24 protein-coding genes and 4 tRNA genes are annotated in these 24,359 nt (G+C 42.2%); 19 read left to right on the top strand and 9 right to left on the bottom strand.

Annotated elements, in window-relative coordinates; genetic code table 11:
* Positions 1-50: 50 nt before the first annotated feature.
* A complete protein-coding gene (locus NWF01_03760; GenBank protein MCW4024132.1) occupies positions 51-908 on the bottom strand; it encodes a GNAT family N-acetyltransferase in 858 nt (285 codons plus the stop codon).
* Between the two features lie 147 nt (positions 909-1,055).
* Positions 1,056-1,307 (bottom strand): hypothetical protein, encoded by a 252-nt coding sequence (locus NWF01_03755; protein ID MCW4024131.1) that lies wholly within the window; start codon positions 1,305-1,307, stop codon positions 1,056-1,058.
* 413 nt (positions 1,308-1,720) lie between these two features.
* Here NWF01_03755 and NWF01_03750 point away from each other — a divergent pair.
* From NWF01_03750 to NWF01_03725, 6 genes are all read left to right on the top strand, one after another.
* A tRNA-Gly gene (locus tag NWF01_03750) sits at positions 1,721-1,794 on the top strand.
* 145 nt (positions 1,795-1,939) lie between these two features.
* Positions 1,940-2,017 (top strand) — tRNA-Gly (locus NWF01_03745).
* A gap of 121 nt (positions 2,018-2,138) precedes the next feature.
* A complete protein-coding gene (locus tag NWF01_03740) occupies positions 2,139-2,270 on the top strand; it encodes a hypothetical protein (GenBank protein ID MCW4024130.1) in 132 nt (43 codons plus the stop codon).
* A 117-nt stretch (positions 2,271-2,387) separates the two neighbouring features.
* The gene (locus NWF01_03735) at positions 2,388-2,528 is read left to right on the top strand and encodes a hypothetical protein (GenBank protein ID MCW4024129.1); all 141 of its coding nucleotides are present in this window, start codon (positions 2,388-2,390) and stop codon (positions 2,526-2,528) included.
* A 73-nt stretch (positions 2,529-2,601) separates the two neighbouring features.
* Positions 2,602-3,096, top strand: coding sequence for a DUF1622 domain-containing protein (locus NWF01_03730; GenBank protein MCW4024128.1), 495 nt, complete (start codon positions 2,602-2,604; stop codon positions 3,094-3,096).
* A gap of 85 nt (positions 3,097-3,181) precedes the next feature.
* Positions 3,182-4,345: a cytidylate kinase family protein gene (locus tag NWF01_03725; protein ID MCW4024127.1), complete on the top strand. Its 1,164-nt coding sequence runs from the start codon at positions 3,182-3,184 to the stop codon at positions 4,343-4,345.
* 9 nt (positions 4,346-4,354) lie between these two features.
* On the opposite strand, the gene NWF01_03720 is transcribed toward NWF01_03725, so the two are convergent.
* Positions 4,355-5,224 carry a hypothetical protein gene (locus NWF01_03720; GenBank protein ID MCW4024126.1) on the bottom strand — a complete coding sequence of 290 codons (870 nt, stop codon included), beginning with the start codon at positions 5,222-5,224 and terminating at the stop codon, positions 4,355-4,357.
* Positions 5,225-5,309: 85 nt separating this feature from the next.
* Here NWF01_03720 and tuf point away from each other — a divergent pair, with 85 nt between their 5' ends.
* Positions 5,310-6,614, top strand: coding sequence for a translation elongation factor EF-1 subunit alpha (gene tuf, locus NWF01_03715; protein MCW4024125.1), 1,305 nt, complete (start codon positions 5,310-5,312; stop codon positions 6,612-6,614).
* A gap of 180 nt (positions 6,615-6,794) precedes the next feature.
* Positions 6,795-6,959 (top strand): hypothetical protein, encoded by a 165-nt coding sequence (locus tag NWF01_03710; protein MCW4024124.1) that lies wholly within the window; start codon positions 6,795-6,797, stop codon positions 6,957-6,959.
* A 27-nt stretch (positions 6,960-6,986) separates the two neighbouring features.
* On the opposite strand, the gene NWF01_03705 is transcribed toward NWF01_03710, so the two are convergent.
* Entirely contained in the window at positions 6,987-9,056 is a 2,070-nt protein-coding gene (locus tag NWF01_03705; GenBank protein ID MCW4024123.1) for an exosortase/archaeosortase family protein, read from the bottom strand.
* A 142-nt stretch (positions 9,057-9,198) separates the two neighbouring features.
* Here NWF01_03705 and NWF01_03700 point away from each other — a divergent pair, with 142 nt between their 5' ends.
* The 3 genes from NWF01_03700 to NWF01_03690 all read left to right on the top strand — a co-directional run bounded on the left by NWF01_03700 (position 9,199) and on the right by NWF01_03690 (position 11,122).
* Complete coding sequence (locus NWF01_03700; GenBank protein ID MCW4024122.1) at positions 9,199-9,378, top strand: hypothetical protein; 180 nt, start codon at positions 9,199-9,201, stop codon at positions 9,376-9,378.
* A gap of 163 nt (positions 9,379-9,541) precedes the next feature.
* A complete protein-coding gene (locus NWF01_03695) occupies positions 9,542-10,603 on the top strand; it encodes a flippase-like domain-containing protein (protein ID MCW4024121.1) in 1,062 nt (353 codons plus the stop codon).
* 27 nt (positions 10,604-10,630) lie between these two features.
* A complete protein-coding gene (locus NWF01_03690) occupies positions 10,631-11,122 on the top strand; it encodes a GNAT family N-acetyltransferase (GenBank protein MCW4024120.1) in 492 nt (163 codons plus the stop codon).
* On the opposite strand, the gene NWF01_03685 is transcribed toward NWF01_03690, so the two are convergent.
* Together NWF01_03685 and NWF01_03680 are read right to left on the bottom strand one after the other, a co-directional pair.
* On the bottom strand, positions 11,119-11,886 hold the full coding sequence (locus NWF01_03685) for a GNAT family N-acetyltransferase (GenBank protein MCW4024119.1): 768 nt from the start codon (positions 11,884-11,886) through the stop codon (positions 11,119-11,121). The two genes, NWF01_03690 and NWF01_03685, sit on opposite strands and share 4 nt — an antisense overlap.
* 70 nt (positions 11,887-11,956) lie before the next feature.
* Positions 11,957-12,110, bottom strand: a tRNA-Tyr gene (locus tag NWF01_03680).
* Positions 12,111-12,215: 105 nt separating this feature from the next.
* Here NWF01_03680 and NWF01_03675 point away from each other — a divergent pair.
* A complete protein-coding gene (locus tag NWF01_03675; GenBank protein ID MCW4024118.1) occupies positions 12,216-13,181 on the top strand; it encodes a 6-phosphofructokinase in 966 nt (321 codons plus the stop codon).
* A 129-nt stretch (positions 13,182-13,310) separates the two neighbouring features.
* Here NWF01_03675 and NWF01_03670 read toward each other — a convergent pair whose 3' ends face one another.
* Positions 13,311-14,222 (bottom strand): hypothetical protein, encoded by a 912-nt coding sequence (locus NWF01_03670; protein MCW4024117.1) that lies wholly within the window; start codon positions 14,220-14,222, stop codon positions 13,311-13,313.
* 198 nt (positions 14,223-14,420) lie between these two features.
* On the opposite strand from NWF01_03670, the gene NWF01_03665 reads away from it, so the two are divergent.
* From NWF01_03665 to NWF01_03640, 6 genes are all read left to right on the top strand, one after another.
* A complete protein-coding gene (locus NWF01_03665; GenBank protein MCW4024116.1) occupies positions 14,421-16,514 on the top strand; it encodes a PAS domain S-box protein in 2,094 nt (697 codons plus the stop codon).
* 67 nt (positions 16,515-16,581) lie between these two features.
* Complete coding sequence (locus tag NWF01_03660) at positions 16,582-17,451, top strand: hypothetical protein (GenBank protein MCW4024115.1); 870 nt, start codon at positions 16,582-16,584, stop codon at positions 17,449-17,451.
* Between the two features lie 253 nt (positions 17,452-17,704).
* A complete protein-coding gene (locus NWF01_03655) occupies positions 17,705-17,845 on the top strand; it encodes a hypothetical protein (GenBank protein ID MCW4024114.1) in 141 nt (46 codons plus the stop codon).
* A gap of 274 nt (positions 17,846-18,119) precedes the next feature.
* The gene (locus NWF01_03650; protein MCW4024113.1) at positions 18,120-19,595 is read left to right on the top strand and encodes an NAD(P)/FAD-dependent oxidoreductase; all 1,476 of its coding nucleotides are present in this window, start codon (positions 18,120-18,122) and stop codon (positions 19,593-19,595) included.
* A complete protein-coding gene (locus tag NWF01_03645) occupies positions 19,588-20,841 on the top strand; it encodes an NAD(P)/FAD-dependent oxidoreductase (protein MCW4024112.1) in 1,254 nt (417 codons plus the stop codon). Before NWF01_03650 ends, NWF01_03645 begins: the two co-directional genes overlap by 8 nt.
* On the top strand, positions 20,838-21,206 hold the full coding sequence (locus tag NWF01_03640) for a DUF1667 domain-containing protein (GenBank protein ID MCW4024111.1): 369 nt from the start codon (positions 20,838-20,840) through the stop codon (positions 21,204-21,206). The genes NWF01_03645 and NWF01_03640 overlap by 4 nt, the downstream gene beginning before the upstream one ends.
* Before the next feature lie 27 nt (positions 21,207-21,233).
* Here NWF01_03640 and NWF01_03635 read toward each other — a convergent pair.
* Positions 21,234-21,311 (bottom strand) — tRNA-Lys (locus NWF01_03635).
* A 178-nt stretch (positions 21,312-21,489) separates the two neighbouring features.
* Between NWF01_03635 and NWF01_03630 the strand changes: the two genes are divergently transcribed.
* Positions 21,490-22,440, top strand: a complete 951-nt coding sequence (locus tag NWF01_03630) for a DUF362 domain-containing protein (protein MCW4024110.1) — start codon at positions 21,490-21,492, stop codon at positions 22,438-22,440.
* On the opposite strand, the gene NWF01_03625 is transcribed toward NWF01_03630, so the two are convergent.
* Positions 22,437-24,353 carry a LamG domain-containing protein gene (locus tag NWF01_03625; GenBank protein MCW4024109.1) on the bottom strand — a complete coding sequence of 639 codons (1,917 nt, stop codon included), beginning with the start codon at positions 24,351-24,353 and terminating at the stop codon, positions 22,437-22,439. The genes NWF01_03630 and NWF01_03625 overlap by 4 nt on opposite strands.
* Positions 24,354-24,359: the final 6 nt, after the last annotated feature.

Raw genomic sequence — 24,359 nt, 5'->3', positions numbered from 1 at the left:
CCTTTTATTTTTTTTCCATATTTTTCAAGCAATCAGGTTGTATTAACCAGTTACCCCAACTCAAATGAGGTCACGCCATAAATCTGGTCCAGCGGCAAAGCAACAGCCCTTTTCGTGTACATTCTAACCGTGGCAAACACTGACTGCATACCATACTTTTTGGCAAGCAAAACCCCTGCTGAATTGGGTTCAGGCACATCCAAAAACACCATCTCACCCTGCACCGTTGACATCAAACTCTCCAAAAGGGCTGAAGCTGTCTCTTTTGTGTTTGCAAAAAGTGGTCCAATTTTATGTCCTTCAAAGCACTTGCGGATAACTCCGTACCCACAAACTTCACCCCCACTTTTGGTCATGAATGCATGACTGTCTTCTTGGGTAAGCCAGTGTTTTAAAAATTCAGGTCGCGGAACTGAGAAGCATTTTGCATCGTAGGCTACGATTTCTTCAAAGTTTTCTTGGCTGATAGAAATACAAAGATTTGACAATTCACCTTTAGCGGTTCCCATATACCTGCTATTTTTGTGGGAAAACAGAAAGCCGTGGCGTTCATATGTTGCCTGCATCTCCAAAACCCCATCAATCCCAACGTTACAGTCTTGGAATTTATCCATAAGAAAACTGTAAAGCTTAGCTCCAACACCCAACATGCGCATATCAGTCCGCACAATGTAGAAACCTGCAAAAACAAAACCGCCCCCATAATTTACTGCCGAAACAGTCCCCACAATTTCCCCATTAACTTTGGCAGCATAAAAGCCCGCGGGATCAGTTTGGTAGAAGCATGTAGCGTCATGGATTCCGGGGTTCCATCCCTCTTGGCGTGCCCATTCAACCGCCAGTTTTACTTCTTGCTGATTCATCGGGGTGATTATGGCTTGGTTTGGGTCTTTAGTTTGTGGGTTCATACGTAGTCGTTTATTTCTGGACTTAATGGTTTTTTGGTTGTATTACGCAACGTTGCCTACTTTGCTGGTATTTGCACCACTTAAAGAAAACTTGTCCTATGTGCAGTGAAACCTTGTCTTACAACGTAACTCGTTTGCCTTAATGATTTATGAAAGTAGCATCACGATTTTTCTTTGCTCCAACCTTTTAATCGCATCTAAACATTCGTCTCTGCTATACTCAGACAAGCTTGAATTGCTAACAAGCTCTTTTACTGGAACATCTTTTTTGAATAAATGATTTTTTTTCTGCAAGTACAGAATAATTGACCTTTCAAGTTTGCCACATCGCCAATTAGAATTACGCATCAATACAACCGCCTTAGAAAGCCTTTTCTCTTTAGTTCTTTTTCCACTCATTGTATTTTCAACCTACAATCTAGGGCACAAATTTTTAAAATAAAAGAATTTTCGTCAAGAAATCTTGACTAAGCTTAGTCAAACTTTCTTGACTAAACCATTTTTCCCCTAAAACCCGTGTTAAACCCACATCCCCACTTTCCAGAATTCTTCAAAACTGGGGTATTACACAATTTATGCCTGAAAATATCCCCAATGCAACTGGAACATTTTCTAAACAAATTGCATTTTGTGATTTGCTCAAGTGAATTTTCCGTGGCTATCATATTCTATTCGGGGTTCAAGGGGTAACCAATTTATGGTAAGAACGCCAAAAAACTATTGAAATTAGAATAGTAAATTATTTATTTAGCTCTATAGTTGAAACAGCGGCGAAGTCATAAGTATTGATGCGCCAATACAGGAATCACTGAGCGGTAATAGTACAGCTTGGTTAGTACATAGGCTTGCCAAGTCTAGGACCCGGGTTCAAATCCCGGTTACCGCACTGTCATTATCTTTTTCCAGCAGCCTATTTCCGGCAGGTTCAATTCAACCAAAAAGCACATAAATACTATCGCAGTCTATCACAAAGGCGGCATGGCTAATGGCACCTAAACGGTGGTCGTAATCCAATAAGAAACCATGGAAAAGCGGTCGTAGTCTAGTTTGGTCTAGGACATCAGCCTGCCACGCTGACGACCCGGGTTCAAATCTCGGCGACCGCACCACTCTCTAATACGTTGCAGCCTTGATGCTAAACATGCTTTTTCAGAAATGTGCTGCTCTAGTGCAATCACACATCTTTATTTTGCCTTTTTTCTCCTTGATTTATTCAAAGGTGGTGATTTTTTGTCAGTTTTAGATAAAGCAAAAAAGAAAACTGAAGAAGCCGCAAGAAAAACTTCTGAAGGCGCAAAAAGTGCTGGTCAAAAAACAGTTGATGAATCTAAAAAAGCTGCCCAAAAAATATCGGGAAAATAATTTACGTGCCTCTCTATTTTTTTAATCATTAGCACCCTTTTTTATGTGCCTTCTGGCGCTGAATGGGGTGTTGTCTTTTTTTGGTTTATTTTGATGCTAAAAATTTTGGGTGCTGTAATGGAAGGAACCGTTTTTTGTGTGGGTTCGGTGATGTGGGATGGTTCAACGTTTTCTGTGCTTGGCGCCAGTGATATTTCTGCGGGGGGAGGTGTTGGCAGTTATGAGTGTTTTGATTTAAAGTTTAAAGTTCTAAAATGAGCGTTTTTGGGGTTTAATCAAGTTTATTAGGCATGTCATTTAACTACAAATTAGCGCAGGTTGCTTATTTTTAATGGTTGTAACCCAGAAACTTTTCTCAAAATGTAATTTTCTTGTTGTTATTCTGTTAATTTTGATAATCGCTGTTGCAGTTTTGGGTGCTTTTTTTAGTTTCTTTTATCCTAATTTAATCTCAGTATTTTTAGGACCCACATACATTCCTGGAGGCTTAATTTATGATGCAATTTATGTTGTTCTGTCTATAGCCGCTAATACTCTTTATTTGATTGGTGGCGGTGTTATCGTTTTTGGCGCCTTGTTTGTAACAGTCAGGTTTATTCAAATTAAACTTAAAGACCCCTATCGTCCGTCCTCTTCTACCCATTACTTGTCAGGATACTTAACACTAAGTCTAAACTTTTTTATTGGCGCAGAAATCATTCGCACTGTAGCTACTAGAACAATGGCTGAGTTTGAGCTGCTTCTTTTAGTAATTTTCAGCCGAGGTCTTTTCAGCCTGATTCTCTACTTGGAGAGGAGATGGCATGGAACCGCTGAGACGGAGTGAACATTTTTTGTTTTTTAAGGTTTTGAATTCGCATTAGCTATTTATGTGAGATTATCTCTAGCTTTTTTGGAGGTTGATGCTTATTTTGATAGGAGTCAAAATTGGTGACAAGGCACCTGATTTTACTTTACCAGACACAGAAAATAGAACCCGCAGTCTCAAAGAGTTTCTAGGACAAAAAGTCGTGTTAGTCTTTTTCGTTGGAGCTTTCACTTTAACTTCAACCAAAGAAGTATGCGACTTTAGAGATTCAATGTCACAATTCATTAATTTAAAAGCTCAAATTGTCGGAATCGACGTCAACGTTCCCTCCAAAAACAAGGCATTTGCTGAGAAAAACAGGTTACAATTTCCAATATTAAGCGATAGCAAGCGTGATGTTTTCAAAGCTTACGGTTTAGACGTTCCTGCTTATGTTGGCGCTGAAGGAGAACCAGTTGCATGCCGATTGGGTGATGGTTGTTACCCTGCTGCAAAACGTTCAATCTTTGTCCTTGACGAAGACGGTATAATCCGTTATGTTTGGTCTTCTAATATTCCTGAAACTGAACCAGACTATACTGAAATAAGTGAAACTTTAAAACAAATTTCGCTGGAAGAACGAGCACCAAGCGAACATACCATAATAACTATTTCAAGACAGGCAGGTAGTGGCGGAGACGAGATTGCGCAGAAAGTCAGCACGCTTCTGGGCTATGCTTATTTTGATAAGAATATGCTGATGAATGTGGCTAAGTGTATCGGTGTTTCTGAGGAGGATATTGCAGATTTTTCTGAGGATGTTTACACGGTTAAAAGTTTAGTGGATAAAATCTTGCTTCGTGAGAAACCTGCCGCTATATCTATAACTCAGAAGGGCGACGAGGTAATCAGTAAAACTCTTGACGAGGAAAAATGCCTCTCTGTGATTCAAACAGTTATCAACAACTTGGCAGGTAGAGGTAACACGGTTATTGTAGGACGGGGCGGTCAAGCAATATTGAAGCATAAAGTGGGAGTGCTTCACGTAAGGATAATTGCGCCCCTCAATGAGAGAATTGAACGAATCATGAAAACTAAAGCATTAACAAAAGAGGATGCTCAAAAACTAATTGAAGACCATGACCGTGCATCAGCGGAGTATCTGCACCGATTCTACAGTATAAACTGGGAAGACCCCGCCGTTTATGATTTGGTTTTGAATACTTGGAAAATGGATGAAAACACAGCCGCGGGAATAATTGCTTCAGCAGCATCAAAGAAATGGTAGCATTTTGCTTTAATGCGGCATTTTCTTTGCCTTCTGAGTTTCTTCTTTACCCAGCCACCCTCTATAAGCAAAAATAACTGAACACAACCCCGTTATGCATATAGTGCCCGCAAGTATGCAGTTAGCAAGGGTTATCCAGCCGGGGTTATCGTTAAAGAACAGCAGTATGGCAACAAAAAGATACAAGGAAACAAACCCTGTAAGGTACTGTAGTGCGTAGATGGGCTTTTTTGCTTTGATGGCTTTTCTATCCAACCAGCCCAGTCCACGTTCAAGCACTTTGGCAAGGTCAGGCAAATCATCCAGCAACAAGGTTAAGCCGCCTAAAATGAAAAACCTGCCAATATTAACCGCTACGGTGGTGTCATTTACAAAAAACAGGTTTAGCAAGTTTACTGGCGTAAAAAGTGTCACGTAAAAGATTGCTGCTGCCAAAACAATTAAGCCGTAAAAGTAATGATGAAAAAGAAAGCGTCCTGTGTGAAGTTTTCTGCCCACAAATGCGCTTGGGAAAATATTGATGAACCCAGCAACTACTGCTATCCAGAAAAGGTTGCCGTTAATCACGTAGGGTGAGTAGGGTTGCCAATTGTTGTATATCCAGTAAAAACCTGCAAGGATTCCGACGCTGTAGGCGATAGTTAGAAGAGCGTTGAACAATAGTGAGAGACTGAAGATTTTCTTGCAAATCACCCAAACTCTCTTTTTAGCGCTCATAGTCACATATCCAGTTGAACAGACATAAAAAGGTAAATCTAAAATCCAAGTTTCCTTGATCTTGGCGCGCGCTTTTTTGGTTTCTTCTGTTGTGAGGTTAAATATTTCTTCAGTACTGATTGTGCCTGTAACTGGGTGCTTTTCTAAGAGTAGTGCGGGCAATAAGTGTCGCAAGCTTAAAATAATTGGAAGGACTGATGTGTTAACGAATTCATAAAATTTAAATTAAAAGTTTGAGGATGAAAAAATGAGTAAAAGTGATAAACCCCACCTGAACATTATCATCATGGGGCACGTTGACAACGGCAAATCAACAACCACCGGACACTTACTATATCTAGCAGGCGTTATTGACCAAAGGACAATCGACGCTTACAAGGCAGAAGCAGAAAAACTAGGAAAAGGAACATTCCACTTCGCGTGGGTGCTCGACAACTTGAAGGAAGAACGAGAACGCGGTGTCACCATTGACCTTCGATTCCTACAATTCCCAACCAAGAAATACAACATGACTGTCATTGATGCACCAGGACACAGAGACTTTATCAAAAACATGATTACTGGCGCAAGCCAAGCTGACGCAGCTGTCCTCTTCAGTTCAGCCAAGAAAGGCGAATTCGAAGCAGGCATCGGCGCAGGTGGTCAAACAAGAGAACACGCCTTCTTAGCATTCACCTTGGGTATACGCCAATTAATTGTTGCCATCAACAAGATGGATGACAACACAGTTAACTGGAGCCAAGAACGTTACGATGAAATGAAGAATGAAATTTCAAGAATGCTCAGAATGGTCGGCTACAAGATTGAGAAAGTTCACTTCATACCAGTTTCAGGCTGGACAGGCGACAACTTGCTCAAGAAGAGCGAGAAGATGCCATGGTACAATGGTCCAACCATGATGGAAGCATTTGACCTTCTAGAACTTCCAGCAAAACCAACCAACAAACCACTCCGTGTTCCAGTCCAAGACATCTACACAATCACAGGCATCGGCACTGTCCCAGTTGGCAGAGTTGAAACAGGTGTTCTAAAACCAGGACAAAGCCTTATCTTCATGCCATCAAACAAGACAGCTGAAGTCAAATCTATCGAAATGCACCACACAAGCATCCCCGCTGCAGAACCAGGAGACAACATTGGTATGAACGTTAGAGGCATCGCAAAGAACGATGTCCACCGTGGAGACGTTGCAGGTCCAGTTGACAATCCACCAACAGTTGCTAAAGAATTCATCGGGCAAATCATCGTTATCTACCACCCAACAGCAATCGCAGCAGGATACACTCCAGTGCTTCACTACCACACAGGACAAATCGCATGCCGCTTCACTGAACTAATCAAGAAGATTGACCCAAGAACTGGTCAAGTATCTGAGGAGCACCCAAGCTATCTCAAAACTGGTGATGCTGCTTGGGTACGCATGGAGCCACTGCACCCCATTGCTATCGAAACTTTCAATGACTTCCCCGAACTCGGCAGGTTTGCAATCCGAGACATGGGCACAACTGTAGCCGCTGGCGCAGTAAAAGAAGTCACCAAAAAGGGTCCATAAAACCCTGTCCTTTTTTATTTAATTAGTTTTTGTTTTTTATTATTTGATAGATAAGTTTGTTGATTTGTTGGCGTTTTTGCCATTTTTTAGTTAACTCACATGTACTATTGCTGTTGTTGTACTAGTACAGTCACTAATGTTAATATTTTCAGAAAGGAAGCCTATAACAGGGTGAGGAGAATGGTATCTCAAGGAAAATTAAAAGCATTAGAAAAAGACCTATACAAAACCTATATTCTCCAATACAAGGCTAGCTCTTCGCAGATAATAACTCTAAAAGATGTTCCCCTAAGTGAGAGACACCGAGAAGCTCAAAAACCGCTCTTCCTAATACGATACGAATAAACCAAAAAAATAAACCAGCGACTTTGATTAAGTAGTTAATTTCAGGTTAATTCTCCATTTGATTATCGGCACATCATTTTTGTTAACGATTATTTTCTCGATGAAACCTGCCTGTTCTGCCTGCTCAAGTTCCTGTTTTAACCAATCTTCTGGTACGGGTGTTCCTGCGCTTTTTTGTAGTTCTTCTGATAGTGTTGCCAGTGTAAAGTTGCCTTTTGTTTTGTTGATTATTTGTAGTAGGAATCGGTCTTTTTCTGGGATTTTACCATACAAGTTCTTAAGCAATTCCCGCTGCGCCCGGTCAATAAATAACAGTTTGTAGGCTATCAAAGCTACAAGCAAAGCAAGGCACACAATTGACAGCGTTAATCCGTTTTGAGAAATAATTATAGAGAAAGTTGCCCAGCTTTTAATGGGTTCCCAGTAACTGTTAACTGTAACCGCAACTGGCAAAAGAGCATCCTCCGCTGCCTGAACAAGTGCTGGGCTGCTTGGGTACAAAATTAAGCTAATTTTCACGTTTTGAGAGATGCTTGTTCCGTTCTGTGAAAAGGTTCCTGTTTGGTACCAGTACAGAACCACTTGGGTTAGGTCGTCAGTGTTATCTTGGAAAGAGAAATACCGCGCCAAAACTGGTGGGTTATCATTTATTTGTACATCTCTTAAATCTAACTGAGTAACGCTTGGCTTGTAACCTTGACTAATCGGGTAATTAACAAGGCATGTTTCCCAGCGGTGAAGCGAACTGACGGCTGTGGCAACTTCTATGGTAACCCAAATTTGAGGATTCGAGCCGTTGCCAGGGTTAATGGGCGTGTAAACATAAATCAAGGATGCATCTTGGCCTGCAGTTGCTTCAAAGGCGGTGTCGCGTTTAAGAAAATTCAATGTATAACCCTCAATTTGGGGGAGAATTTCTGAGTTGCCCTGCTCTCCTGAAGGTGTCTGAACCGTTAATTCTGCCCCCACATTTGTTAATGCAAAGACAGGTGACTGGATAGAAACAAGTACAATCACGATAAAGATGACTGAAATAATTTTCACTAAGTCAACCTTTTTCAGTTTTTCTTTAGGATAACTTAACAGTTTCCCGCAGTTGTCACAAAAGCCATGTGGCGGGGTAACTGGGGTCTGTTCGCATGTTAGGCAACCTGCTGGGATGGCTCGTTTTTTGAAGATTTTCTCTGTGATTCCAAACAAAATTATTGTGCCAATAAACATTAGCACTGTTCCGCCTACTGTGTGGAAAACTTGTAGGGCAACTTCATCGCCAAAGTTATAGCCAATAATTAACAGTGCAGTTATTCTGAAAATGTTTAAGGCAACAATAAGCGGTATGCCCATAAGTAGTGTGACTAATTTTCTTGTTGGGCTTTCCCTTATGATGTATGCTATGAAAGCTGAAAACACGACAAAACCAATTAAACTGTAAATTCCTGAACAAGCAATATCTACACTAAACGTCAAGCTTTCTCCGCTGGGTGTTACCATAGAAATTAATGGGCTTCCATACTGACTGGCAGAAAAATTTGTTGCTATACCTACCAAGTTAGTGACGCCGTTTGCCACTATAGCACTGACAACAGAAAGCGCTGAACCTGCTCCATAAAGGATTTCGGTAGGTGGTGGTGTGAGGAAGAACAGGAAGAGAATTGGAACCACAAGATGCCGCAGAGTGTGCCTGTTAAAGAATAGCAGGGTTAAGCCTGTGGTGAATATTGGAAGCGTGAACATATGGTACTCTATGGGTGTGAAGGTATAGGAGCCATACCAGTAAATCAAAACCGAAGTTGCACACAGCAAGGCACCTATTGCTGTGTCAAATATGTTGCCTAAACCTTCGCGGTGCGTCTGGTTTACCGATGCCAGCAGCACTTTTCTTTTTCTGTAAAGAATGTAGAGAAACATGAATGGAATTATTAGCAGGTGTGTTGAGGATTCATCACTTAATGCATTATTAAAGATGAACCCTAAATCCTGAAGGTAAAAAACTATCACTGCCGCCGCAATTGCAGAAAACTTGACTGCTACAGCTAAAGAAATACTGTTACGAAGTGAGGATAAACTGATTTTGGATGAAATTTTCTGTTTTTCCATTTGATATCCAAAGCAATTACGGGTTGATTGTAACCCAATGTATTTTTTATTATTTAAACTAACTTTCCAAAACGAAATAAACACTAACAAAAAGGTAAGTTAAATAAGCCTCTGATAAACCACAATAAAGAACAGATAACCAATGGCAGAAAACAAAAAACCCGCTGAAGCAAACAAAACCAAAATAACAAATCTGCCCTGCGGATGCATATACCAAGACTTAGGCTGGATGCTGACCCGCATCAAAGAATGCGATTATCACAAGCGTAAACGAACAGCCAAAAAAACCTACAGGCCCAAAGCTGAATGCGTAAGACCATAACTTGTACATTGAGCTTCATGGATGATAAAAGGTGTTTATCCAAAATCCATTTAACTTCCCAAACTAATCTCTAAGCGATATGTCCGAGCTACAACCTTTACCTCAAACGAAATCGCAGGGGTCTTCAAAAAGAATTCTTAAAATTCTACTTCAAGTTGTGGCAATGATTGCCATTTTCATAGCTTTACTTTGGTATGTAGGAACAACTGTTCCAGCTGATTTTCACCCCGATGAACCTACCATTATTAGAGGTGTAGATTACCTCTACACAACCATATTAACCATAAAAATAGAATTTTTAGCCCTTGCTTTTCTTATGTACTTTGGAATTAACCTGCTCTTCACAGTAAGATTGCAACGTGTCCTAAGCAAAGCAGGTGTCAAAACAACTTTTGGCAAAACCTTGCAGGCACAGTTTGCAGGAATGTTAACAAGTGATGTAACACCCGGACGGTCAGGCTACATTCTAACCCCCGTCTACCTAAGAGACCAAGGTGTGCCCGCATCAAAAGGACTCTCAACCATTTTAGGGATTCAAACAATAGAATTTCTGGTTAAAGTAATAGGCGGAGTAGGTGCAGTGCTTTATCTTGTCACCTTTGTTCCAGCAGCAACTTGGAACCAACTATTTCCCCAAACTGTTGCAGGAATAAACCTTGGACTGATCATTGCAGGACTAGGCATCGCCATGATGCTTGCAGGCGCAATTGTGCTTGCCCTCTTCACTTGGTCAAAACGAGCCATATCAATATTTGACAAAATCGCCAACTCCAGATACCTAAAAAGATTCACAGGCGGTCTACTGGGAAAACTCGAAGAATACAAAGAAAGCTCCCAAAGCACCAGCAAAGCCATACCTGAAATAATCCTTCTAACCTTTGCCTGTTGGCTTTTGAAAGGCTTTGAATGGTGGTTCTTAGGCTTAGCATTAGGCATGACTCAAATTCCTTGGCTTGCATTCTTCTTAATACACCCGTTAGTAACAGCTTTAGCATTTGTTCCAATAACCCCCGCAGGTGCTGGAGTGCAAGAATTCGGAATCATCGGAATTCTGGGTCTTTTAGGCATAGCTGCAGGACCCGCAGGCGTATTTGCCCTATTAGCCCGGGGTTTGCTAATTTTTGAGGACTTGGTCGGTATTCCACAAATCGTAAAGTCAACCAGTCTCATTTTCACACGCAAAAAAGAACCCGACACAATCCCGCCCACGCCACCAACAATTTAACACTCCCTATTTATGAGGCAACCATCCGTGAACAATTCCTTACTGATAAGACAAGCACAGCCACAAGACGACTCAGCCCTAAAAACGATTGTGGATGCCTCTTTTCCACGGTTCTTCCGATTTTTTGCTCTTCACAGTTTACAATCCAAAGACGGCAACACCCTGCTTGGGGAAGCAAAGGGTTCTACTGTGGGATTTGCCAAGCTGATTTGGTTTACAATAAAAGATGAGCAGTACGGATGCATATTGTGGCTTGCAGTACACCCAACCCAGCACAGAAAAGGATACGCCACCACACTGGTCAATGCTGGCACAAAATATCTCCAAGCTCACGGGTCAAAAGCTGTTTTTGCATCTGCTACCCGAGGAAACACAGCGTCATTGGCGACTTTTAGCAAGGAAGGTTATTCAAAGATTGGGTTTTTGGGGTTATGGCGTCGGGTTGGTTTTCGTGTTTTCAAATTTTACCGCGCTATATGGTTTGCGCCAAGCGAAATTGTGCTGGTTAAAGCTGATTAAGTCAGGTCTTTGGCGTAGAACTGAATTTTATGGTCCACCACAAAGCCAAGCTTCAGGTACAACCTCTCTGCGTTTCCCCCGCACTCCGCCTGCAACGAATGCAAAACATTTCCTTCAGCCATGGAGTCTTTAAGGGCTTGAATCGTTAAAGCTGAACCCGTACCATAACCCCTGTACTGTTTGAGTGTGCCAACATTAAATATACCACTCACGCCGCCAGACGAAAACAATGCACAGGTACCCACAGGTTCGTCATCAACGTATGCTAAGTAAAACCGCCAGCCCCTCTGGAAACTTTCCACGTTAAACTCTAAAAATCCCTGCTTCCACTCGGGTGGCATCTCAAAAATCTCCATCATCAAATCCGACATAACCTCAACATCCTCCATGTTCTCCACTGCCTTAACAGTTGTTCCTTGACTGTTTGAAAATTGCGGCAGAGCAGTTTTGCTGTATATCATAACGGATTGGTCGCTTTGTGCCAAAAACCCGTTCTCCTCCAAACAATTCCTAAATGTGCTTGGGGTCTGTGGTGAAATTCTAAAACTGCTAAAGGGCACTTTTTGGGAACGGAAAAACCCTTCAGCCTCAACCAGCAGGTTTGCTGATGATTCTTCTTTTGCTTTAACGTCTGCTACATGGTTAACCGCAAAAAATGGCGCTTTGGGATAGGAGATTGCGATTGCGTCATCAAGTTTTTTGGAACCCCTAAAATTTAAGACAAGGTCACACCAAAACTGCTCAAGACTTGCAAGATTGCTCATTTGAGGGGTCACCACTTACATGTGTGTTTGGTTAATAATAAAGCGTTAACTTGTTTGTAGTTTGGAATAATGGTCGGGAGAGCAGGATTTGAACCTGCGACGGCTCGGTATCTGTGGCCTAGACAGGCTAGAATGAAGCCCACCATGGGTAGACCTCTACAGCTTCTCCGTCCATCCCCGAAAGGAACGGGCTCGAGAGCTCTGCCAGGCTGAGCTACCTCCCGACAAAAACCAATACGACACTAACTAAGAATTTATGTGTTTTGCTTGTGAGATAAGTTTTTATTTTGAAAATCCCTAGCCGATAGTGAAATCTGAGGCTGATTTATTTGGTTAAAACTATTGGTATTGTAACTTCAGGCGGAGACGCGCCAGGAATGAACGCTGCCATACGCGCAGTCACCCGTGTAGCCCACTACAATGGTCTACAAGTTATCGGTTTTGAACGTGGCTGGGATGGACTGCTCACTAATTCCTTCCGTAAACTTACCCCAAGAAGCGTAGGCGGCATCATCCAGCTCGGCGGAACTTTTCTGCATACTCTTCGTTGCCCCGCATTTGAGGACCCTCAAGGCGTGGATTGCGCAGCGGACATGCTAAACAAGAACAACGTAGACGGCTTGGTAGTGATTGGCGGGGATGGCAGTTTTCGTGGTGCCTTGGACTTGAGCAAAAAAAGCGGTACTTCAATGGTTGGGATTCCCGCAACTATTGATAACGACGTGTACGGTACTGATGAAACTATTGGGTTTGATACGGCTGTGAACACTGCGGTTAATGCTATTGACAAAATCCGTGACACCGCAATCAGTCACGAACGCCTCTTCATCGTTGAAGTTATGGGTCGTAAACGTGGGTTCCTCGCCTTAGAAGTAGGCATCAGCGTGGGTGCAGAAATCATTCTTATCCCCGAGAACCCCACAAAAATGGACGACATCATGCAGGTGATGGATGCCAACGCCAAAAAAGGTAAACGTGCAGGCGTAATCGTCGCCACCGAAGGCATCGGAGACACCCACAAACTTATGCAAGAACTCCAACGGCAAACCGAATCCGAAGTCCGCCTCTCCATTCTGGGTTACTCACAACGCGGAGGCAGCCCAACAGCACGAAGCAGACTATTAGCAAGTTTGTTTGCGGACCGCGCGGTGGAGCTGATTTGCAGGGATGCAGGAAACAGGGCAGTTGGTTTGCAGAAAGGGCAAATCTGCGACATCGACCTAACCGAAGCTGCAACCAACAGAAAACAGTTGGATATGCGCATGCTAAAACTCGCTGAAATGCTGGCAATATAGTCGGTTTTGGTTGCTCAGTGGCTTTCCCTTTTTTGGTTGGGGAATGCGCCATTAGGGGACCTCCCTCTATAGTTTCTGCAATGAATTACTATTAGGCTCCAAATAGACAAATAAAATTAGAAAATTGTGTTATTTGACTATGTTTTCCCAACTGGCTACCCTGTCAAGATATTCCTGCACAGGCGCGCCGCCAAATGCTCTTAGCCTTTGTCTTAGCGCAGTGTTTTCGACTGCTTGTTTTTGGAACTCTACAGCTTCTTTTTCACTGTCAACCAGATAGAGTATGCCTTCTATGCCGCCGACTCGAACGCAACGCACAGAAACCGTTAGCAGTTCAGATGTGGTGGGTACGTCTTGAGGCAGGTCTCCTGGCCCGTAAATGTAGAGGCTGATGTAGAATGGTTTTTTGAGTTGTTTTTTGAATCCGCGGGTGATCATTTCCCAGTACCATGGCGTAGCATAGTTTTTGCTAAACATGACCACGCAGAAGGCATCAGCATATTTGGCGAAGTCGTCAAAGTCCACGCCGTAACGCTCAAGGCTGCTTACTGGGTCTGGTTGAAGACATAAAACCAAATCACCCTTGACCCGCTCGCGGATTTGGGCAATGTAATCAGTAACTTCTTTTCGGCGCCACTGTTCCCAGCTTAACCCACTTTTCTGAAATCTTTCTTTGCATCGGGGGCAGGTGCAGTGTCCATGGTCGGCAAAGTATTGGCTGTTTAGCCAGATGCCCTTGGACATACGGGAAACCTCCTCGATATAATCCAGCTGTTCGGCTTGGTATTCGGGTTGAGTAGGGCAGAGCACATCCCAGTAAATGTTGTAATTGTAGTTTCCAAATTTGGCTGGTCCAAGCTCAGATTGGGAAACCCAGTCAGGGTGAACTTTGCCTGTTGCGGTATCAGCGAAAACTGCGATGTTGCTATGCATGGTTGGGTCTGGCTGGATTCTTATGCCTGTTTCAGGTTTAACTCGGAGCAGGCTAAAGTCAAAGCCCTCAGGTTTTTCAGGTTTGTAGGTGAATGTGGCAAATTTCATGGGGGTTTACCTTTAGGTGCAAAGAAGCCAATGTTGATATTATAAGCTTTTGATAAAAAGATGTCTCTTTTGCCTACTTCCGTACTAAAAATTCATAATTAATATATTGCCAGTTGCTTTCTAGTATTTCTGGCTCCAAAAAAATTAATCAGGTATCGCCCCTATGTTTAACATTGAAGTAATCGAGGAATGGCACATATGATTCCTTTCTTTTACTCATTACTTCTTTGGGGCGCAATTATCACTCTTGATTTTGCAGTAGCTATAAAAATTTTCTTGCTATACCGAAAAGACAAAGACACCCGCAAATTAATGTTCACCATCGGACTTTTGATATGTTCGGGCATTTACATACTAGCCGCTATAGGCGTAGGAAACACTTTTTTTGAAAAAAACGTTTTTTACTGGTCCCCCCTTCCTATCTTGTTAGCTTTTATTTTGACTTTGCTTGATAACCGCTTCTTCATAGGCAACAAAAAAATCTTTCCAGTCTTCCTTTTAGGAACCGCAATATCTGTTGCACTATTTTTTGTTCCTATCACGATAAACTCTTTTTACTTTTTAATCGGTGCCGTAGTTTTCTCCTTAGGACTTGCTTTTTTGCAATATTCCAAAGAATTTGACATTTCATCAGTACTCATGTTTCTTTCAGTTCCCTGCTTTACGGCTTGCTTCTTAGCGATTGGTCCCGGATTAATTGAACTAGCACTTTTTGCTGGATTCTCCGCAATGGCAACTTTGCTGCTGGCCTTTGAGGCTGCAAATAGACAGGACAGTGCGGCTTTGCCTATTATTGCTTTAAAACAGCAGTTAACGGCTGCTGAACAGAATTTTTCCAAACTCTTTAGTCTGCTTCCTGACCCAGCGGTGATTGTTGATGGTCAAGGCATTTTTTTGGCAATGACAAAAAGTGTGACTTTAATGACTGGTTATACAAGAGATGACTTAATCGGCGCAAACTTTACAACATCCACAGTGTTAACCCCGAGCAGTAGAGACTTGCTGATAAAGAACCATTTGAAACGTATGCATGGCGCACAAATTGAGCCTTACATTATTGAACTTTACCATAAAGATGGGCGGAAATTAGAGTTTGAGGTTAACGCCTTAAAAATTGAATATGCTGGGTCACCTGCTGACATGGTTGTTTTACGAAACCTAACTGAAAGAAACAGGTTACTTAAATCCTTAGAACACGAGCAGGAACGGTTCCAAAGCATCGCTGAAAGCACAGGTGACTGGATATGGGAAATCGACCTTGAAGGCAAATTTATCTACTCAAATCAAGTTGTAGCGGACATTTTAGGATATACTGCAGAAGAAATAATCGGCAGAAACTACTGCGACTTCAATGCGTCAAGCTGCAAAAGAGGCTGGCAGGACTTTTTACAGGTTTTTAAGAACCCCGATAAAGGTGGCATTAACAGGTATTGCCTGCATAAGGATGGACACACTATTGTTTTAGAAACCCACGGCGTTCCTGTTTATGTTGACCAAAAAATGGTGGGTTACCGAGGCGTGGACCGCGACGTCACAGAAAAACTGGCAATGGAGGAGAGACTGCTTAAGTCTGAAAAATTGGCGGCAATAGGCGAAATGGCAACAATGGTGACACATGATTTGCGTAATCCACTTCAGGGCTTATCAACGGCTGTTTTCTATGTGAAGAAAGCCACGCGTAATGTGCCTAATGAAAAATTGGCGTCTGCAATTCAGCATATTGAGGAATCAATTAAGTACTCAAACAAAATCCTCAATGACCTTGTCGATTATTCTGAGAACTTTAGGCTTGACTTAACCGAAACTAACCCGCAAACAATTGTCAACAGGGCGCTAAAGATTCTCATTATTCCTAAAACAGTGCAAATCGTTAATCAAGCAAGTGATGCGCCAAAAATTTTCCTTGACACAGACCGAATGCAACGCGTTATGGTTAATCTTTTTTCAAATGCTATCGAAGCAATGGAAGACGGCGGAACTCTAACGGTGAGCAGCAGGGAAAATAATCAAAACCTTGAACTTTCTATTTCAGACACGGGCGATGGTATTCCCGAACAAAAAATGGCTAAACTCTGGACGCCCTTCTTCACAACTAAAGCCAAAGGCATGGGGCTTGGCTTACCCATTTGTAAACGCATAGTTGAAGCACATAGTGGCAAAATTTTTGTTGAAACACAAAAAGGTAAAGGCACCACTTTCACGTTAGTGCTGCCTCTTAACCTTAAACGGGGAGAACCCGTTTGTTTAATTGCGGCGTCTTCAAAGGAAACCACTAAATACTCGCTATACTGACTTGCTTTTTGTTAATTTTGCACTTGCAGACCCTTATAACCCTCAACAGCATATATTAACGGTTCAAATGTCCAAATTATCAACCTTCACAGAAAAAGCAAAAAATTACGACCAAGTCGGAACAATAAAATATGAGGTAAACCGCTCAAACGGTGTGCTCAAGGAGTTAAGGCAAAAATATCCTTTTAATGAAAACCTGCGAATAATAGAATGGTTAGACCCAGACAAACTCTATAAGATAAATCCTGACGAAATCGGCGAGTTCTTTCAGTTCATAGACGACATATTCAAAGCTTTAGGCTACAATACTGCAGGCAATCAAAACATTTACCGCAACGCTCGGCTCCAACTCAGCAGTTTCAAAAACCTCCTCCGAACCACAGTGGATGACCGCAAAACGTTGGCAGAGAAAGTTGATGTTGCCTGGGAAAAAATTGGTGGTATGGGTTCTGATAGGGTTCTTGCTAAAAAAATCATCTATTGTTTTAATGGTGAAAACCAGCAGGTTCTGCCCATCGTTAGCAATCAGCATCTGCGGTACTTTGTTAATCGTATAGTCGATGGGGGCGTGGGGCAGACAAGGTATTTCTCGCTTGGACAAGAATACGCATACTACACAAGTGAACTGCTAAAAGCAAAAAGCACCTCAGCCCTCACACACGCATGGGATAACATGTACTTTTCACGTTTTCTATATGAAAATTACACGCCGCCAGATACTGAACCCAGCGGGGTAACTTTGGGTCAAAGAAAAAACGTGAATGAAGTAACTGATGAGCAATTGAGTTTTCAAGGCTTCATAAAATTGTTGGGTGAGTTGCAGCGGCAAGGTAAACTTTCAGGTGAGCAATTTAGAGAAAACCGTGCCTTATGGCAGAATCGTCCTGAGGAACGTCATAACTTGACTTTGCGTTTAAAGAAGCTGCTTGAACCATAACCCGTCTTCTTTTTTCAATTGTTTGGTTTTTTGTTTGTAACATGGTGCATTTGCTCCTGTTGTTTTGTTTTATATGTGCATACGTACAGGTTTTCACAAAAATTATGAACATATCTCAATAATCTTTTTATTAGCCCCTGCATAATCAGTTATCAGTAAACGGTGAAAGAAAATGAAAAAAATAAAAATCGGAAAAAAACGCCTCACCAGAAAAGAAAACGTGTACTTCACACACGTATAAGGTGAAGAAAAAATGATTGCATCAAGTGTAGCTCTAATCGCGTTATGCGCAAGCACGCTAACGGCAAGCCTTGCATACTACGCAATGCAATACCGCAAATTAAGGAATAATCACGCCGTAATCAAACATCACAGCTATCACAGGTCAATATGACCCAGCCACTTTCCAGCTAACCGCTAAAAAACGGAGGAAAATTGAACAAAAGAATGAACAGGAAAAACCAACCTTCAAAAATCAAATTAGTTCCCCCTTTTTTAAAACAAGCTTCCTACTTTTTACAAGTAACCGCCTGATAATTGATGGTTTAATAAAATTGAATTATCGACTACTGCATGCGCTATTTTTAATGAAGTCTTAGTACAATTTTTATCTGAGCAAGTTTATTCTTCTCACTAATAAATGCTAAAAAATGCAAAGATGACCCACTGTGAGCAGTAGAAGTGACGTAATAATCATAGGCGCTGGCGTGATTGGCTGCGCCCTCGCAAGAGAACTATCCAAATACCAAATTAAAACCGTTCTATTAGAGAAGGAACCCGACGTTGCATGTGGCGTTAGCAAAGGTAACAGTGGAGTCCTTCACACTGGCCTTTACTATCCCAAGGGAAGCTTGAAAGCTAAACTGTGCGTTGAAGGACGACTCATGTTTCCCGAATTAGCCAAACAACTCGACGTACCCTACAACCTCTGCGGAAAACACGTCATTGCTCGGTCAGAAGAGGAGCTCAAAGATTTAGAAAAAATAAAAGCCGTAGGAGAAGGCAACGGAGTTGAAGGATTAACCATAATCACAGGGGAAGAACTCAAAAAACGAGAACCCCTAATCGATGCCCTCTACGCGCTGTACTCTCCAGTGGCTGGTATCTTTCCTCCTTATCTTTTCACCATTGCCCTAGCCGAAAATGCCTTAGCAAATGGTGTTAAAATCCATGTTAACACTGAAGTATCTGCAATAAAACAAGAAACCAACGGATACAAAATAACCACTAACCAAGGCGACTTCCACGCGGGCTTGGTCGTAAATAGTGCGGGTCTTTATGCAGACAAAATCTCTGCAATGGTCGGTGTTGATAATTACAAGCTGTACCCATGCCGTGGTGAATACCTGCTTCTTGACAAGAGTTGCCAAAACATAATCAACGCTCCAGTTTATCCAGTGCCACCAAAAATCGCGGGTGTCTTAGGTGTTCACCTCACCAACACAATGGATGGCAACATACTGATTGGACCCAGCGAAGAATTCATCGACACACGAGAAGATACACGAACCACTAAAGAAAAAATCAAGCAACTAATCGATGGAGCCAAAAACCTGCTCCCCTCAAGTCCACTAAACCAAATAATCTACGGGTTCTCCTCAGTACGCTCAAAAATTACCCCACCCAACGAAAAAGGCTCCCGTGACTTCATCATCCAAGAAGACGCTGAAAACTTCATCAATATGATAGGCATGGAATCCCCTGGTCTTACATCCTCTCCTGCCATTGCTAAACTGGTCACTCAAATGATTAAACAAAAAATGGTCCTAGCCGAAAAAACTGATTTTAACCCAATTCGAAAAAGAAAACCCTCATTTAGGGAATCCTCACGAACCGAACAAGCTGAACTAATTAAGGAAAACCCTGACTACGGCGAAATCGTCTGCAGATGCGAACAAGTATCAAAACAGGAAATTACAGACGCCCTAAACAATCCCGTTTCAGACAAAACAATCTCCGCAGTCAAATACCGCACCCGCGCAGGAATGGGACGATGCCATGGAGGTTTCTGCTTACCAAAAATTGTGGAAATTCTAAAAGAAGAATACGGCATACCCACTGAAGAAATCAAACTGAAAAATCCTGCTTCAACCTTGTTTATCGGGGAAACTAAAAGTCTTAGGGAGGACAAAAAAAGTGAATGATTTGCCTTCTCAGAATGTTGATTTGGTTGTGATAGGTGCGGGTCCAGCAGGGTTATCGGCGGCAATTAGTGCAAAGAAAAATGGCATCCAAAACTTAATCCTGATAGAACGGAACGATTGGTTAGGCGGCATCCTTCCCCAGTGTATACACGATGGGTTTGGTCTTGAACTCTTCAAAGAACAACTCACCGGTCCCGAATACGCCCAAAGATACATAGATGAACTCACCAAACTAAATGTTCCCTATCTGCTAAACAGCATGGTGATTGAGGTTACACCTGACAAAAAAGTGTATGTTGCCAGCCCAAAGGGCCTGTTTTGCTTTAACGCCAAAGCTATAATCCTTGCGATGGGGTGCCGTGAACGCACTCGTGGACAAATTTGCATTCCAGGAACCAGACCCGCAGGAGTGTACACGGCTGGAGTAGCCCAGAACCTGATTAATTTGAAGAATGTAATGGTTGGCAAAGACGTTGTGATTCTTGGTTCAGGCGATATCGGCTTGATTATGGCTCGGCGTCTCACATTAGAAGGCGCTAAAGTTCACGCTGTAGTTGAATTGCTTCCGCATTCCAATGGGTTACCGCGAAACATTCAACAATGCCTAATCGACTATGATATTCCTCTTCTTCTATCCCACACAGTCACAGAAATCCATGGACAAAACAGGGTGGAAGCAGTCACAATCTCCCCAGTAGACAAGAACCTAAAACCACTCTCAGGAAAAGAACAAAAAATCCCCTGCGACACACTACTTCTCTCAATTGGGTTAATCCCAGAAAATGACCTCTCCAAAAACTGCGAAGTTAAACTCAGCCCAATAACTGGAGGCGCCATCGTCAACGAAAACCTTGAAACCTCAGTGCCCGGAGTCTTTGCGTGTGGAAACGCTTTGCATGTTCATGATTTAGTGGATTTTGTTTCTCTTGAAGCAGAAAAAGCAGGAAAAGCCGCAGCAGAATACGTCCTTGGAAAAACTCAGAAGGCTGAGCGCATCACCGTAGAAGCAGGAAATAAAATTCGGTACGTACTACCCCAAAATATTCATTCTGGCGCTGATCTTGAATTGTCCATTCGCGTAACCTGCCCCGAAGAAGACGTATCCATCGGACTATTTGACGGTGAAACCTTGCTAAAGTCGATAAAGTATCGTAAGGTCCATCCTGCTCAGATGATAAAAATAAAACTGCCCGCAAACGAAACCAGCACTATTAACTCACTAAAACTTGAGGTTTTGCAGAAATGAAGAAGGAAATGATTTGTATCGGTTGCCCAATGGGTTGCTATCTCACAGTCGATTATGATGAAGAAAAAGTCATAGGCGTAAGCGGGAACCGCTGCAAGGTCGGACTGCAATATGCTGAAAAAGAGATTTCTAATCCTCAACGAACCTTAACATCAACCGTCAAAGTAAAAAACGGTGCAGTTCCTCTGGTTAGCGTGAGAACAACAAAGCCCATCCCAAAAAACAGGCTTCTTGATGCTATGAATTTGCTTGCAAAAGTTGAAATGGCAGCACCAATAGAAATCGGGGACATAATCATCCAAAACATCTTCAACACCGACGCTAACATAGTAGCCACAAAGAATATCCCCAAAAAAGCAAGCTAACTGGTTGTTTTAAAGAATTAGAATTGTTGGCGGGTCCGACGGGAATTGAACCCGCGACCTAAGGATTAAGAGTCCTCCGCTCTAGCCTGACTGAGCCACGGACCCGCATGTTGCTCCCGTTTTCTTGAGAGTGCTTTTTGATAGATTCTTTGGTTATTTAAAAACCCTTTGCAGAACCCCAAGCATTAATCGCAATTTTCCAAGCAAAACACCTGAAGGCAAAACAGTCTAACTTCCTCAAGATTAACCGCGCCCAGAGTTTTGTTGTTGCAGGTTGGATGCAGTGAAGCCTAAAAAGACTCTTATGGTTATTTTTATTGGTGTTTTTGTGGTAAAAAGCGAAGTCTTCATACTCAAAACCTCCGACAGAGCAGCAGGCATTCAAGCTTTGCTGGGCAAGTTTAACTTGACGGCTTTTTCAGGCAGAACAGTCGCCTTAAAAGCCAACTATAACAGTGCCGACCCATTCCCAGCATCAACACATATAGACACACTACGCGCCATTGTTTTAGCTCTCAAGCAGGCAGATGTAGCAGCCATCACCTTGGCGGAGCGCAGTGGCATGGGCAAAACAGGGGAAGTGCTGGATAAAATGGGTGTGCTTGACCTATCTAAGGAGTTGGGGTTTAAGGTTGTGGTCTTGGATTCTGTGGGCAAAGATGAGTGGGCTAAAATTGAGCGGGCAGGTACCCACTGGCTTAAAGGCTTTAATATAGCCAAAGTTTTTCTTGACGCTGATAAAGTCGTGCAAACCTGTTGTCTTAAAACTCATCGGTTCGGTGGGCATTTTACGTTGTCGCTGAAAAACTCTGTAGGTCTGATTGCAAAAAGGTTGCCTGGTTCTGTTTATGATTACATGTGGGAGTTGCATGGGTCGCCGTTTCAGCGGCAAATGATAGCAGAAATAAACAATCACTACAGGGTCGATGCGGTTTTGATGGATGCCATCTACGCGTTCACTACGGGTGGACCTGAAGACGGCACATTGGTGCAGCCAAACTTGATGTTGGCAAGCACTGACAGCGTAGCCATTGACGCTGTGGGCGTGGCAATTTTGCGCATGTATGGTGTAGAAGGCAAAGTGGCGCAAGGCAACATTTTTGACCAAGACCAACTTAAACGCGCCTGTGAATTAGGGTTTGGAGCTGCATCTGCTGCTGATGTGCAATTAACACCTCTAAATGATGAAAGCAGGGAGGATGTGGAGAAAATAGAGCAGGTTTTGTATGCTTAGTCTGCGTTGGATATTTGAATTGCCAAATCGCCGATGAGCAGAAAAATCTTTGTGTTTTTCACTTTGGCGGCGGCGTCTTGAGCTGTTGTGGCGTCATTTATTATCACGATTTTTTGTACGTGCGTTATGTCGTTTAAGCCTGCGGTTTCTAATGCTCGTATTAGTCGTGTGGGCGTGATTGTCCCATCAAGAGTTGAAAGTAACTCAGTTATTGTCAAGAGTTTGTCTCTGACGGTTAACTCTTCCAAGTTGATTACGTCACAGGAGGTAATTGTTTTAAAAATTAATGCAGCATCCGCCAGTGACATTGTATCAAAAATAATGTTTTCTTCAGCACTCCATTCTCCAAATGTTGGCATTGTGGTGGTTGCCCATTTACGCACACAAATGGAGCCCTCAATCAACGTGGGGTCAGGATAACCAGAGTTTAAAACTGAAACTTGAGCATCAGATAAAGCAGTGTTAAAAAACAAGATTGATGAAAGTGAACCATTAAAACAGCCCGAAGCCGACGCTTCAGAATCAGAGCCAACTCTAAAAGGCAAATCATTAACCAGCGAGGTTACCGAAGAAGTGTCTGGAGAAGTTGATTTTACAGTATCTAAATGTAGGTATAGTTTGTGGTCAACAACATTATATACGCAAATAGCACTATGCCAATTTCCGTCAGTTACAGTTGAAAAAGGTGCAATTTCAGTGTTGTTTGAGCCATCAAAGATTGCAAAGTTAAGTTTATTGTCTACTCCAATGCGCAAAAAGTAATAGGGATTATAGCCGGTATTGCCTTTTCTTAAAATAGTTTGAGTAACTCCTGTTGTAGAAGTTTTGAAATACACCATAAAACTAAAGCTTGAAGTTAAATCTTGGTCTAAAATATCTCCAAAATCAAATCTGCCACTTAAACCGTTTAATACTCTATATCTTAATCCAGCCCATTTACCACCTGTTGAACTTATGGTTGTGCCTGTTGCTGCACCATCGTTGTTGTTACCGCTGTAATCTATGGCTGGAACACCATCGTCAACAACAAAACGGTCAAAATAGACGACAAAACTGCTTGTTGTAGGAACTTCACAACGCAAAATCACTTTGCGTATAGTTGAAAGGTCTGGACTATTACCTACTGTCATTGAACTTATCGGCAAAACAAACTCTCTTTCACCCACAAAATCATCTACAAACCCATACAAGAAATAACCTGAAGAACCCGTAAACTGATTATCTGTTATAGCATTTGTTAAATAAAGCCGCCACACATTACCAGTGTTTGCCCCAAAAAAACAGAACCTTAAAACACTTTTACCACTCAAATCCTGATTTCCAGCATATAAATGCCAAAGTCCATCCTGAACATTAACAGAAGAACCAACTATTTTCAGTGAATTTGTTCCTGTTTTTTTGATAATTGTTTCGTTAGTGAGAGTTAAACTTGCAGATTTAGACCAAAACGATGCTTGGTCATCATCAGCAATCACAACAGGGTCAACTTCTTGGTCTTCTTCATCTAGTGGCCAAGCACCTACAACATTGTCGATTTTATTTATGAATACATCATCAGAGCTTACATCAACGGCGGCAGGGTTGTTATATGCTGCACGGATTGTTTGATTAACATCCAAATCCTCAGATATTTTTACTGCAAAAACCGCCCAGTCACCATCAACTTTACTGCATAACTTGTACGTGTAGGGATTAATGCAGTTGTTGGGCAGAAATCTTATGTCACCAAAATCAGTTTGGCATTTACCGTTGCAGTAAAACTTGGCGATAGTTTCTTCGTTTAATATTTCTGTTCCGTCAGTGCCGTTTCCAAAATATGCTTTTATTATTATCTGGTAGTTTGTGCCTGAGCCAGATCCAGCAAAAAGGGTGAGGGATTTTGTGCATCCCCAGCCTAAAGGCAAAGGGTTCATCTTTGA

It is taken from the genome of Candidatus Bathyarchaeota archaeon (genome assembly GCA_026014585.1).
In the GTDB taxonomy this organism is placed as follows: domain Archaea; phylum Thermoproteota; class Bathyarchaeia; order Bathyarchaeales; family Bathycorpusculaceae; genus Bathycorpusculum.
This window is presented reverse-complemented; position numbering and strand designations above follow the sequence as displayed.